Here is a 13,673-nt window from a genome sequence, read left to right as displayed (position 1 = left end):
TTCAAAGATAGGAATATAGGAACAAATTAAAGAAATCATGCAACAAATCCAAGAAGGTTGAGTTTAGAAAAAAAAGAGCCTCCTTTTAGGGAAGCTCTTTGGCCATGCTTACTTCTTACTCCTTTCCAACGAGCGACAGCCAAACGCGCATTTCGCCTATGCCCCGATTGCCCCATAAATGGTATGGGATCAGTTGCCACGTACGAGGTATGACCGTTTCCGCTCGTTCTTCGTAAAGGGTTGTTCCCGACCATTCTTCGCTTTGGTAGCCTTTGATCGCCAAACGTAAAGTAGTTGGCAACAACGTATCCTCTTTCGCAAAGGTCGCCTCCAGCGCTTGTGGGTCGATGCGGCAACGCCAGAGTGCTTGACCATTGTCGGCTTCTTCTATGCAATACACGAAGGGTCCTCGTTGCAATGCGACTTGATTGATAGCTTGAATAACCTGAGGATTCGCACGCAAGATTTGCAATGGTTGTTCAAAACGGATATTGACCGTCACGTTTTCGACTGCCTCAAAGATGATTGCCTCGTTCGTCTCCTGCCATTCGTGTTCACTATCGATTTGAAACTTACTTAGTCCGTTAGGTTTGTGGATGATAAGCGTCTTTGGAATGCCTTGATAGCGAATCGTGAGGTCCTCTGTAAAAGGAAACCCGCCCGTTTGTTCAAACGTAAATTGGTCAGGTTCTTCTAAACGGCTTGCCACAAATAAATTCACGTAAAGCTTCTCTTGATCGCAAGTGTAAACCAAGCGCTGCAGCGAAGCGACCATCCGTGCAAAATTCGGCGGACAACACGCACAACCGAGCCAATCGGGTCGTTGGGCTTTGACGTGACCTTTGCCAGGATTTTCTTGATCTCGTTGGGGATTGACCTCCAAAGGATTCACGTAGAAAAAGTGTTTGCCGTCAATTGCCGCACCAGAAAGGACGCTATTATACAACGCTCGTTCCATCGTCGCTAAATATTTTGGTTCCTTGGTTAGTTTGAACAGCTCAAAAGAAAATTGGACCAATGCAATAGCTGCACAGGTTTCACAATACATCGTATCATTTGGCAAATCATAGGGACCGACAAAGGCTTCCCCGTGAACGGTTGAGCCGACGCCACCGGTCACATACATTTTCTTACAGGCGATGTCTTCCCAAATCGCTTCGCAAGCATCGATTAATGCTTGATCTTGGGTATGCTGGGCGACTTTTGCCATCCCGCTTGCCATATACAGCATTCGTACCGCATGACCTTTGGCTTCATGCTGCTTTTTAGGTTGATCGTAGGCTTGTAAATAGGTGAGATCTACCCTTGGCGTTTCATCTGATAAGCCATCTGCTTGGTTTTTCAAGATTTCTTTTTCGTAAAAGGCAGGATCTTCCCCACGTACTTCAAGAAAGAAATCAGCTAATGTCAAATAGGTTTGTTTACCGGTGTATTCATACAAACGCACCAGAGCCAATTCGATCTCTTGATGGCCATCAGCACCTTGAATTTTTCCAGGCTCCCGCCCAAAATACGTGCAAATATTGGCGATATTTTTCTCTGCCACGGTCAGTAATTTATCCTTGCCTGTTGCTTGATCATAAGCGATAGCCGCTTCGACTAGATGCCCGGCACAATAAAGTTCATGACTGAAATACAGCTGACGGTATTTTAACTTCGGTCGGGTCAATTGAAAGAAGGTATTTAAGTAGCCGTCCGCTTCTTGCGCAGCAGCAACTAAGTCAATCACTTCATCTACTGTCGTTTCCAATTGCGGATCGCTAGTATTCAACAAGCTATACCCAGCCGACTCGATCCATTTGTAGACATCACTATCTTGGAAAAACCAGCCAAAATGTTCCCCTTCCATTTGCCCTGCAGCGATGCGAAAATTCGCCAATGCATGGCTTTTCCCAGCTGGCAAATTGGGATCTTCCCGTTCTGCTTGAACATCTACATCGATTTCATCATTTAGGACTTGGTATTGGTAAGGAATCGTTTCTTTGCGAACAAGCTCTTGGTATCCTTGCCAAAACTCGTCCGTGAGCTGTACCTTTTTTAATGCGAATTCTTTCATTACGTTCTCCTGTTCTTTTACTTTTTTATGCTTGATCATTCAATTCATATTTACTTCATTAATAAAAAGTTCGGATCATCTCCTGTGATATGTTGCCCTGCCTCCTCTTTGATCGTTTGCTTATATAAGAGCTGGTAGGCTTTAGGACTCATGCCTTTTTTCTGTTTAAAGGTATTGGTAAAGTGCTGCCTGCTGTTGAATCCTGCTTGAGCGGCAATTTCGACGATCGGCAGCTGACTATTGCTTAGTAAAAATGCTGCCTGCTTCAGACGTTCACTAGTGAGGAAATGGTTGACCGTCACTCCCAGTTGCTCATGAAAGAGTTTATGCAAGTAGGCTTTCGTAATCCCCACCGCCGTTGCGATTTGGGAGACTTGAATGTCTTCATCAAAATGCTGTTGAATATAGTTGATCGCAGCGTTCACATAGCAATTGCCCCGTTTGGTTTCTTTCGTACGTAATGAAAAGGCTAATTCCATCAACATCCGCTTAAACAAGAGCTCGATCGTAAATTGCCGTTCAGCAGACGGTTGCTCTTGAGTATCATCGATCATTAGCAGCTGCAGCAATGACTTGATCGCTTGTCCAAATTGGCGGACATCGCGACTTTTCGCGTAAGGCTCATTCCATTGTACATTTCCTTTGATGTATGCAAAAACATCACGAACACAAAGGGCGGACGGTGTCTCACTCAGAAGAAATTCAATATTCAGTAATGTGCAGGAATCTCCTTCAACGAGTAAGGCGTGTTCCACAAACGCATTTATGAAAACGAAATCATTTCTTTCCAGAACAATTACTTGATCTTGCACCTTTATCTTACACTTCCCTTTGGTCACAAACATGATCTCACACGCTGGGTGTTGATGTGGATTCATGGAAAAACGCTCAAGGGCAACACTATAGTATGCTGTAATCTTCGCATAGTTTGTTTCTTGTGGAAACACTATTGATCAACTCCTTTTTCATTCGTTGACGATTTCTTTCTTTTTTATTTCTAGTAGACAAAACTTTCCCTCTCTTTTTTATTGCTTACTATACTATAAGAAAAACGTACTAGGAGGAAATCGATGTCTTTTTTACATTTTGCACAAACACCCCCAATGGGATGGAATTCTTGGGACTGCTATGGCGCTTCTGTGACCGAAGCAGAAGTGATCGCCCATGCCGATTTTATGGCAGAGCATTTGAAAGCTTATGGTTGGGAGTATGTCGTCGTGGATATTCAATGGAGCGAACCAGAAGCAAAGTCTACAAGGTACAATGATTTTTATCCGTTGTGTATGGACGACTATTCTCGCTTGATTCCTGCTGAAAATCGTTTCCCTTCAGCAAAAGATGGCGCTGGTTTCAAAAAACTTGGTGACTATCTGCATCAAAAAGGGCTGAAGTTTGGTATCCATATCATGCGCGGCATTCCACGACAAGCAGTTCATCAAAATACGCCGATCAAAGGAACGGATAAACGGGCACGGGACATTGCTATGAATTCAATCTGCCCTTGGAATTCCGATATGTATGGGGTCGATGTTTCATTGCCTGAAGGACAGCTTTATTATGATTCTTTGCTCGAATTATATGCTTCTTGGGGTGTTGACTTTATAAAGGTGGATGATATCGGCGATTCGAAAATTTACGGTGATGCCCATAAAGCAGAAATCAAAGCGATTCGCCGTGCAATCGATCGATCCAGTCGAGAGATCGTCCTTTCTTTGTCTCCCGGACCAGCTGCCCTCAAAAATGGTAGTTTCTTTCAAAATCATGCCAATATGTGGCGCTTGACGGATGACTTTTGGGATCATTGGGATGCCCTTTACGCCATGTTTGACCGAGCAGCAGAGTGGGCACCTTTCGTCCGTCCAGGTAACTGGCCTGACTGTGATATGTTGCCGTTGGGTCATATCGGCATTCGGGCAGTTGATGGTGGCGGTGGTGACAGCTGGACACGTTTTACGGAAGACGAGCAATACTTATTGATGAGTTTATGGACGATCTTCCAATCTCCATTGATGTTTGGTGGTACTTTACCAGACATCGATCTCTTTACCTTACGTTTATTGACGAATACTGAAGTCTTAGAAATGTATCGAAGAATTTATACGAAAAAAGAGTTCTATCGTGATCAAGAGTGGATCATTTGGGAGGCGTTGAGCGACACAGCAGTCTACTATGCCATTTTCAATGTTTCTGATCAAACGCAAACCATCCCAAAATCGATCACTGATTTACTACCACTTAAAAACGGCACTGAGTTATGGCAACAAAAAGAACAAACAATTGCCAATGCTGAGGTTCCTACTCATGGTGTCCGATTATTCAAAGGCAGTATTTAGTAAAACCGGCAGCAGTATACGTTTATAAGCAGCACAATGCAACCTGCCCATTGTGCTGCTTATTTTTTATTCTTCGTACACTTTTCGACCAAGAAACGCAACGCCTTGATCATTGATTCCAGATAAAAACAACCATTCTTTTTGGTCGATGTACTCATAATATGGGACAAATTCATTTTCTCCCCACAAGTAACTTCGTCCTTCTTTTTTTAATGCTGTTATTTCTTGCTGTTGAGAAGATATAACTTGAGACTCGTGATTAAATTGGATGATTTCCCACTTTCCTAACAGAGTTTCCTGCTCTGGTATTCGTGAAACACTTCCCTGATAGATTGAAGCAGAGATTACTGGCCAACCTGATTCTAGCCAATATAGTTTACGTATTTGTAAATAGAATTGGTCACTGAAGGGTTTTCTCCGTGCATGATGCACAACGAAGCTTTCTTTATTGGATTGCGTAAAGATCGAATTATGACCAGGAGCGTATACAACTGGTTCTTCTGAGAACTGATAACTGCCCAACAGTTTGGTTCCTACTTCGGTTGGCGTCTTCTCTTGATCCGTCATGGCCGTACCATGCCAGTCCAGATATGGCCCCGTAATTTCTTTTGCTCGGGCGACACGGATATTATATGAATCGTTAAGGGAATCGAAAGAAACAAACAAATAATAATAATCGGTTTCAGGATGATAATAGACAAATGGGCCTTCAATAGCAGTATCAACTGTTTTCGGACGAAAAGCAATCCGTTGGCCATAGCTCTTTTCTTGAAGTTTTCCAGTTTCTTTGTTCAATGGAGCAATATAGATTCCGCCAAAGAAAGAACCATAGACAAACCACTGTTCACCCGAGCGGTCAAAAGCAATATTGGCATCGATCGCGTTATGCTGTGCAAGAGTAGCATTGGTTTTAATAACCTCTCCTTGATCTTCCCAAGGGCCCAAAGGATCTGTTGCTGTAGCTAAGCCAATAAAAGAAGTGGTACTGCCGAATGTCGAAGCAGAATAATACATACGGAATTCGTCCTTATAGCGAATAACTTCCGGTGCCCATAGTCCTTGAGCCTTGCTCCATTTTACTGCTGATTCAGGCATTTCTGACAATGCCTGTTTCTCAAATTGCCAATGGATCAAATCTTTTGAACGACGAATTGGTACACCAGCCGTTTTGGGCTGTTGTGTGTCCGTTGAATATAAATAAAAGGTGCCTTCATGTTCAATAATCGTAGGATCATGAACCCCATTGATCGCTGTCATGTCTTCCCTCATCTCCTAATTGATTTATTCTATTTTATAAAAACAGGACAGCTACTTGACGAGCTGCCCTGTTTGTTCCCACATTCCTGCAGGACAGTTTTTCTTAGCTAAATTTGCGCGAAACCGATAAAAGCAGCCGCATTTGGTACAGGTATGATTCAATCGCAATGGACAAGTCTCACAAACAACGATTCTCCTACTGACGATCTCCGGCGAAGCCAAGTCGCTTTCTAAAGAAAGTTGTTCTGCAATCAAGGATTCAATGTCTTCCTGTGCTGCTGCCGCAGCATCTTTCACTTCGCATCCTTTACAAGTCATGGGATCAGACTGTCAATGAGATCGTTAGAACACTCATTGCTGGCACCCGCAAGCTGACTTTGTTCTCTTTAACATTGTAAGCGGTGAAGTCTTGGATCACCACATCTTCAGGATGATCAAAATCATTGTGTGCGTTCATTTTGTTCCCCACGATATAACGAGCTTCTTTCACTTCATTGATCGCTGTTTCAAGGGAGAAGGATAATTCTTCCGTGCCTTGGGTAGCAAAATTACAAACCGATAGATGGATCGTATCTTCTTTTTTCGAAATCGTATACGTAATGGTATCGCTGCTGGTTCCATGGCTATCAATGGTTTCAGCATCTTGATGGACTTTGTACAAATCAAAGACATGATAGCTTGGGGTTTTCACCATTTGTTCGCCATCTGTCAAAATCATCGCCTGCAGGACGTTGACGGTTTGTGCGATATTTGCCATATGCACTCGCTTGGCATGTTTATGGAAAATATTCAAGGTGATCGCTGCGACCATGGCATCACGGATCGTATTTTGTTGGTATAAGAAGCCTGGATTCGTACCAGGTTCTGCTGAGAACCAAGTGCCCCATTCATCAACAATGATTCCCACACGCTGTTCTGGGTCATACTGGTCCATAATCGCGCTGTGGCGGGTCAATAATTCATCCATGTAGGCTGCTTTTTCACAGGTCACTTGCCACTCTGCCTCATCAAATTCCAAGGCGCTACCTTTTTCTTCCCAGCCTTGCGGATGAACGTAGTAGTGCAAGCTTAGGCCGTCCATCAACCAATGGGCGTTTTTCATCAGCGTTTCTGTCCAATGATAGTCTGCGACATTCGCTCCGCCGGCGACTTTGTAGATTTTTTTGTCGCCGTATTGGCGGACATAGGTTTGATAGCGGCGATACAGATCCGCATAATACTCTGGCCGCATATTGCCGCCGCAGCCCCAGTTTTCGTTTCCTACGCCAAAAAATTTCATTTCCCACGCTTCTTCATGGCCATTTTCTCTGCGAAGATCAGCCATCGGAGAAATGCCATCCATCGTGATGTATTCCACCCATTCTGACATTTCTTGCACCGTTCCGCTGCCGACATTGCCGTTGACATACGCATCACATTCCAGCTGCTTGATCAATTCAAAAAATTCATGGGTCCCGAAATGATTGTTTTCAGTCACGCCGCCCCAGTGGGTGTTGACCATCGTTTTGCGGTTTTCTTTAGGACCAATCCCGTCTTTCCAATGGTATTCATCGGCGAAGCAGCCGCCTGGCCAACGTAGCACAGGGATTTGAATGTTTTTCAGTGCTTCAACCACATCAATCCGCATCCCATTTTTATTTGGGATCGGCGAATCTTCTCCAACGTATAATCCTTCATAGATACAACGGCCTAGATGCTCTGCAAAATGACCGTAGATATATTTGCTGATCGTTGTTCCTGATTTTGTGTTTTGAATGTTAATCGTCATTGTTATACTCCTATTCTTTGATTCCCCAAATGGATTCATTATTATCGCCAATCGTTGAAAACGTTAATTTTTGCTGCTCAAATTCTGTTATTTCCTGACTTAATAAGATACCTTTGAAGGTCGCTTCTTCAAAAGTCAATGCCAAGTATCCCGCATCGTACGTCCAAGTTCCGGTCAAGTCACCAGTAATGCTTCCATCTTTTTGAAGCTCGATTGTCTGCGTTTTTAGCATGGTCGTTCCATTATCGGTACCATGGTTAATGATTTCATAGCGTCCGATAATGTCATCTTCTGACAAAGCATCTGCTACTTGTTCATTGCCTCGATACTCGTAGGGTGCTGGAACTGGCCAGCCCTCCTCATTCATATACATTCTGTTGACCCGTACTTCATGGGCTTCGGTTCCATTGTTAAAGCGCGTATGGTACACCAAGGACCACTGACCATTCTCATCGATGATCGCCGAATTGTGTCCCGCTGCTCGATACCCCATTTGTTGAAACGAGAATTGGTAGTTGCCAATCAATTTGATGCCGTAGTTTGAATTTTGGTCCCCTTGTTCGAAGATTGGGCTATTTCCTTGGGCATCAAGGTAAGGTCCTTCTGGTTTTTCAGCGCGAAATAGTCGCATATTGTAACCACCTTTTGCTGCTAAACCACCATAAGTGACGAACAGGTAATAATAATCGGTTTCCTCATCATAAACAATATAGGGACCTTCTCCTGATTGATGATAGCCGCCAAAAAGCTTGATCCCGAAATAGCGATCAATGATACGCCCATCTTCCGTCGTGCTATCTTCCCCAGGATACATTGGTTTTCCAGTGGCTGGATCAACTTCTAATAAAAAGATACCGCCAGACCAAGAACCATAGGTCATCCATAGTTTCCCTTCTTCATCATAAAACAACGCTGGATCAATGGCGTTTGGCGCATAATCGGTGTTATACGTCAGACCATCTTCGATCGCCCAGTTTTCACTGAACCCACTGATTTTCCCCTCTTTGATCAATTTCGCCAAATGGGTATTTTGATAGTTGGTATTGCGTTCACTACCATCTGTCGAATCTTTTTCTGTAAAGCCAGAATAGACCACGGTATCCGCATAGCTATAGGGTCCTTCGATTGTTTTAGCTACGGCCAATCCAATCGCTGAACGCCGCCACGTAGAACTAACTGAGTAGTAGAGCATATAGGCTCCTTTGTCTCCATTTGACCATTCATAATCAGCATTCCAAATGACATCTGGTGCCCAAAGGCTGTAACCACCTTTTGAATCGGCATCATCGTAGCCTGCCCATTCAAAAGTCTCAGCTAGATTTTCTTTTGTGTTACCATAGATCATATTGTCTTCCATTGATTCATATTCGTGAGTGAAAGGTACTTCCCAAGTTTGTAAATCTTCTGTTTTCGCTTGGGCGAGATGCGAACCAAATACGTAAAACAGCTCTTGGTCACCAACATGAATAGAAGTAATCGATGGGTCATGAATCGACACTCGATTTTTTGTCGTTGTTTCCCACTCCTTTTGTGAAAGTTGCTCAGCAGCATCTCCTGTTTGACAGCCAGCAAGAAATAAACTAGTAAAAAAAACGGACATGGTTAAACAGAGCATTTTTCTTTTTGTATTCATTTTTTCCCTCTCTTTTATCTATCCTTTGACTACACCGGGTTCGCCAAAATCAGGCAATCCATTTTTCTTCCAAGTAAACGGTTGGACGTACGCATGTCGATTGGGATTTTCTAAAGGATTACTGTAATCATTTTTTTCTGGTCTTGCATGATACACTAAGATATCTTGTTTCCCTTCCTCATCGACTGTAAAGGAGTTATGTCCTGGTCCGTATAGGGAATTTTGTTCAGAACTTGAAAAGACTGGTTCCTTCAACTTATGCCAAGAATACCCATTCAATAGATCACTATCCTCATCTGCCCACAACAGTCCCATCGCGTAGTTTTCATCCGTCGCACTGGCTGAATAAGTAATGATCACTTTTCCATTTCTAATCAAAGCAGCTGGAGCTTCGTTCACTTTGAAGCCGATTTTTTCCCATTCATAATAAGGAATGCTCAGCAGAATCTGCTTTCCTTGCAATGTCCAAGGATTTTCCATCTCTGATAAATAAAGATTGGAATTGCCTGGAATGTTTGGATCTGCTTGTGCCCAGACATAATACAATCGGTTCCTGTGTTCAAATACCGTAGCATCTAAACTGAAACTCTCAAATTGCGTCTCGATCTGTCCTTTTTCTACCCACTCGCCTGCAAAGGGATCTTCATTCGCATTTTCGATCGCAAACATCCGATGATGATGCTGATCATTTCTGACTTCTCCATGATCTGCAGCAGCAAAATAGATGTACCATTTTCCTTGAATAAAATGAATCTCTGGTGCCCAGATCAGCTCACTCATGGGACCTTCGGCATGAGCCGTCCAGATGACTTTCACTTCACTGTCAGCCAGACCTTTCAAGGTTTTCGCACGCCTTAATTCGATTTCCTGATACCCTGGTTTTGATCCAGTGAAGTAATAATATCCATCGGTATGCTTGTATATCCATGGGTCTGCACGTTCTAATACAATCGGTTCCAAATAATTTTCTGCCATAAATTCTACACCTTCTTAAAAAATTCCATTTTCCGTTTTTAGTATTTTTATTGCTTTGTTTTTAGACATATACATCGTCGTAGCTAGTAAATAGAGGACGACACCGATCACATCATAGATGATCAAATGGATGATGACACAGGCGATCATCCAACGTATCGTTCCTTTGTTTATTTGTTTGTCTCGCATATTCTTCGCGTTGATCCAACTGATAACGCCCATCAAAATCGTCGCTAACGCAACGATCATAACTACCTTCGATATCATTCCTACCAGACTTGACTGCAAGTATTCATACTGATTTTGATTTTGAAATGCTGCGATCCCTTGTTCTTCAAACCAAGGATAATACCCAAACATCGTTACGAGACCAATACAGACATCCCAGACCGCACTGGCACGTAGTAAATTTCTTTCCAATTTTCGATTCATGATCTTCACTATCCTTTTATTCCTGCATTTAAGTTCATAGATTCAATGAAGTATTTTTGAGCAAATAGAAACAGCATGACGGTGGGAATGATCGCAATCAATGCCGAGCCCATCAATTGACCAATCATTCGGTAGTTGCCATAAATGTCTTGTAGTAATAGCAAACCGGCTGTGATCGGCATTTTACTAACATCCGTATACACGATCACTGGCCACAAGAAATCATTCCATGAACCTGTGAAAGAAAAGAGGCCTGCAACGATCAACACAGGTTTGATCAAAGGAACGATGATCTCTGCAAAAATTGTAAATTCATCTGCACCATCCATTCGTGCTGACTCGTCAAATTCAAGCGGGATACCTTTCATAAACTGTCGCACAAGAAAGATATTTCCCATCCCTGCTAATCCTGGAATGATCATGGCAAGAGAAGAGTTTACCCAGCCGAAGGTTTCAATGATTTTGTAAGACGGAATCAAATTCACTACACCGGGAAACATCGAGATCCCCATCAAAAGATAAAAGATACGATCACGGTATTTAAACCGCATTCTGCCATAGCCATAAGCGGTCACTGAAACAACGATCACAACTAAAACAGTGTGCGTGACTGCGATAAACATTGAATTCCATAACCACTGCATAATTGGTGCAGTAGACGTATTAGTCAAAATCGCTACATAGTTATCTAATATCCAGTTTACGGGTAATAAACGAAACCCAGTAGAGACGATTTCGGTTTGAGAACGAAAAGAAGTGGCGAAGCTAAAAATCAATGGGATAACCCAGATGATACATAAAACGATCAGAAACAAATATGCGATGACCATACTAGGTATATGTTTCTTTTGTGTATTCATTTTTTTGCCCCCTTAAGTATTGCTTCTATCTAAAAGAAAATATTGAAATACGGACACACACATAATGATCAATCCTAAGATGACTGCCATTGCCGAAGCCATTCCTGCAATTGATTCTCCTTGACTAAAAGCCAGTGAGCGGATATACATCATCAATACAGTCGTGCTTTGGTTTGGACCTCCACCTGTCATCATCAAAGGCTGTGCAAAGACATTAAATGCTCCAGCAGTTGTCATCACGATCGTATATAACAGTGGAAAGCGAATAGATGGCAAGGTCACATTCAAGAATTTTTGGAATGCTCCAGCTCCGTCGATCTCTGCCGCTTCATAAAGGTCTTCATTGACACCCGCTAAAGCTGAGCGATAAATGATCATGTTACCACCGATCGCTCCCCAAATGCTGACAACAAAAATCAAGATCCATGCATAGGGTTGTCGCGAAGCCCAAGAGAAATCGAACCCAAAAATATTATTGATGGCACCTAATCGAGAGTGGAAAATCAATGACCAGATCAAAGAACCTGCTGAAACAGAGATAAGACCTGGAATATATAGAATTGCTTGAAAAAGTCCTTTCAGCTTCACTTTTTTATGTTGCAATGCAGCTGCAATCATCAGTGGAATGATGATTTGTAACGGCACCATGATCAAAACGAAAATAAAGGTATTTTTCAAACCATTCCAAAATTGGGTATAGAACGTCGAGGAACTATCAAACAATAATGTTTTATAGTTGTTAAAACCGACCCAGACTGGATCAGAGATCAAATTCCATTGCGTAAATGAAGCATAAATACCATAGATCGTTGGAATACATACAAAAATAATAAAGAGTACCATGTGTGGTCCAATGAATGCGATCGATGCCCAGTTAATGCTCTTTTTTTTCATTCCTTTCATTCCCTTCTAAAAATTGGAAAAGGGGATAGAATTATCCCCCCTTCACTTATCTAGCTACTTCTGCAATCTTATCTTCGACATATTGTTGCATCGTTGCTAATCCTTCATCCATATCTAATTCACCGTAAGCGATATCTGTACTATAAACATCTAATGCTTCTAAGACATAAGAGAAATAAACGTAGTCAAAGATGTAAAGTGTTTCTTCTTCCTCTGGTGTAGAAGTAAAGAATGATTGTGGGTATTGTTGGTAATCATCACTTTCTAAAATATCTTTACTTGCAACGATTTGACCGGCTTTTGCCCATTCGATCGAGTTTGTACGAACGAATTCTAAAAATTGTGCGATTACTTCTTCTTTTTCTTCTGTTCTGCTTTCACTCTTCAACATGCCAAACATATGAGAAGCTGCTCGGTTAGTTGCGATGTCATCTGAAGTCGAATAAATATTTGTTACGCCCCAATTCAAGCCCTCAACCGCATCATGAGCGGTGGAAGTCCAAGTACCATCTGTTGATAAGAGTACGTTTCCGCCTTGGAACATCAAATACCCATCTTCTCCATAAGGTGTCATCAAACCTGCATCTGTTAACGCTTTAATTTTTTCTAACGCTTCTTTCATTTCTGGCGTATTCACCGTCGGGTTCCCAGCATCGTCAGAAATTGCGCCACCTAAGTTACGGATTTGCGCTAAGATAACCCAAGAAAGTAACGCATTATTTACGACATAATCGCCTTCTTCCATCTGCCCTGCCAATGACATCATTTCATCAAACGTCACGATGTTATCGTCTAGCCAAGAAGTGACATTGTATTTTTCTAAAAGATCTTGATTGTAATACATGGCACTGGCATGGATATCTAATGGGATCGTATATTGAGTATCGCCGATTTTTCCTGCATTCCACGCTGTATCTAAATAATTGCTTTCTTCTAACTCAGGTTGATAAGAAACCAGACGATCAACCGGATCAATAATATCGGAATTGACAAATTCCTCTACTTTATAAGAATGCATCAAAGTCAAATCTGGAATCCCACTTTTAGAACTAACAACCGTACTTAATTTAGTATACATATCAGACGTGATCACATGATTGATTGTATAATCGGAACCTGATTGTTCATTGAATTCATTTACGATCTGATCCATATAAGCGCCATCATCACCGGTAAGGGGTGACCAAAAATTAATCGTGTATTTTTCTTTTTCCGCTGCCTGATAACGATTAAAACCAATAAGGGCAACTGCAACGACTGCAACTAAAGCACCAATAATAATAAGTTTCTTCTTCATGTTTTTCCCTCTTTCATAGAAATTGAATTTTGGTCTTTGAAGCCGAACACACGCCTATCCTCCTTCTCTTATTTGCTATCCCAGCATTTATAATTGCATTATTCATTTCTAGTGTTTGCAAACACTTTCAATTTACAAATAAATCATAACTTGATTTGT

General features: G+C 42.0%; 12 protein-coding genes. 1 reads left to right on the top strand and 11 read right to left on the bottom strand.

Translation table 11 applies throughout. The features are described from left to right. Positions 1–115: 115 nt before the first annotated feature. Together IGK85_RS02255 and IGK85_RS02250 are read right to left on the bottom strand one after the other, a co-directional pair. Entirely contained in the window at positions 116–2,056 is a 1,941-nt protein-coding gene (locus IGK85_RS02255; RefSeq protein ID WP_429968631.1) for a glycoside hydrolase family 127 protein, read from the bottom strand. A 50-nt stretch (positions 2,057–2,106) separates the two neighbouring features. Continuing rightward, complete coding sequence (locus IGK85_RS02250) at positions 2,107–3,006, bottom strand: helix-turn-helix domain-containing protein (protein WP_035006342.1); 900 nt, start codon at positions 3,004–3,006, stop codon at positions 2,107–2,109. A gap of 120 nt (positions 3,007–3,126) precedes the next feature. On the opposite strand from IGK85_RS02250, the gene IGK85_RS02245 reads away from it, so the two are divergent. Further along, positions 3,127–4,389 carry a glycoside hydrolase family 27 protein gene (locus IGK85_RS02245; RefSeq protein ID WP_008376091.1) on the top strand — a complete coding sequence of 421 codons (1,263 nt, stop codon included), beginning with the start codon at positions 3,127–3,129 and terminating at the stop codon, positions 4,387–4,389. A gap of 66 nt (positions 4,390–4,455) precedes the next feature. Here the strand turns inward: IGK85_RS02245 and IGK85_RS02240 are convergent, their stop codons facing one another. Genes IGK85_RS02240 through IGK85_RS02200 form a run of 9 tightly spaced genes read right to left on the bottom strand, consistent with a single transcriptional unit; the run spans position 4,456 to position 13,514 of the window. Beyond that, positions 4,456–5,646 carry an arabinan endo-1,5-alpha-L-arabinosidase gene (locus IGK85_RS02240; RefSeq protein WP_008376093.1) on the bottom strand — a complete coding sequence of 397 codons (1,191 nt, stop codon included), beginning with the start codon at positions 5,644–5,646 and terminating at the stop codon, positions 4,456–4,458. A 51-nt stretch (positions 5,647–5,697) separates the two neighbouring features. Continuing rightward, the gene (locus IGK85_RS02235) at positions 5,698–5,964 is read right to left on the bottom strand and encodes a DUF6171 family protein (RefSeq protein WP_005232191.1); all 267 of its coding nucleotides are present in this window, start codon (positions 5,962–5,964) and stop codon (positions 5,698–5,700) included. Positions 5,965–5,968: 4 nt separating this feature from the next. Continuing rightward, complete coding sequence (locus IGK85_RS02230) at positions 5,969–7,414, bottom strand: alpha-N-arabinofuranosidase (protein WP_008376098.1); 1,446 nt, start codon at positions 7,412–7,414, stop codon at positions 5,969–5,971. A 10-nt stretch (positions 7,415–7,424) separates the two neighbouring features. Further along, the gene (locus tag IGK85_RS02225) at positions 7,425–9,047 is read right to left on the bottom strand and encodes a glycoside hydrolase family 43 protein (RefSeq protein WP_008376100.1); all 1,623 of its coding nucleotides are present in this window, start codon (positions 9,045–9,047) and stop codon (positions 7,425–7,427) included. 18 nt (positions 9,048–9,065) lie between these two features. Beyond that, entirely contained in the window at positions 9,066–10,022 is a 957-nt protein-coding gene (locus IGK85_RS02220; RefSeq protein WP_008376102.1) for a glycoside hydrolase family 43 protein, read from the bottom strand. Positions 10,023–10,037: 15 nt separating this feature from the next. Further along, positions 10,038–10,454 carry a hypothetical protein gene (locus tag IGK85_RS02215; protein ID WP_008376104.1) on the bottom strand — a complete coding sequence of 139 codons (417 nt, stop codon included), beginning with the start codon at positions 10,452–10,454 and terminating at the stop codon, positions 10,038–10,040. A gap of 8 nt (positions 10,455–10,462) precedes the next feature. Further along, positions 10,463–11,314, bottom strand: coding sequence for a carbohydrate ABC transporter permease (locus IGK85_RS02210; RefSeq protein WP_005227285.1), 852 nt, complete (start codon positions 11,312–11,314; stop codon positions 10,463–10,465). A gap of 12 nt (positions 11,315–11,326) precedes the next feature. After that, positions 11,327–12,217, bottom strand: coding sequence for a carbohydrate ABC transporter permease (locus IGK85_RS02205; RefSeq protein ID WP_176257025.1), 891 nt, complete (start codon positions 12,215–12,217; stop codon positions 11,327–11,329). Between the two features lie 46 nt (positions 12,218–12,263). Continuing rightward, positions 12,264–13,514, bottom strand: a complete 1,251-nt coding sequence (locus IGK85_RS02200) for an extracellular solute-binding protein (RefSeq protein ID WP_008376109.1) — start codon at positions 13,512–13,514, stop codon at positions 12,264–12,266. Positions 13,515–13,673: the final 159 nt, after the last annotated feature.

Source organism: Enterococcus sp. AZ015 (assembly GCF_050499225.1).
GTDB classification, from domain to species: Bacteria; Bacillota; Bacilli; order Lactobacillales; family Enterococcaceae; genus Enterococcus_D; species Enterococcus_D entomosocium.
The sequence above is the reverse complement of the archived record's forward strand: the minus strand, read 5'-3'. Positions and strand labels throughout refer to the sequence as shown.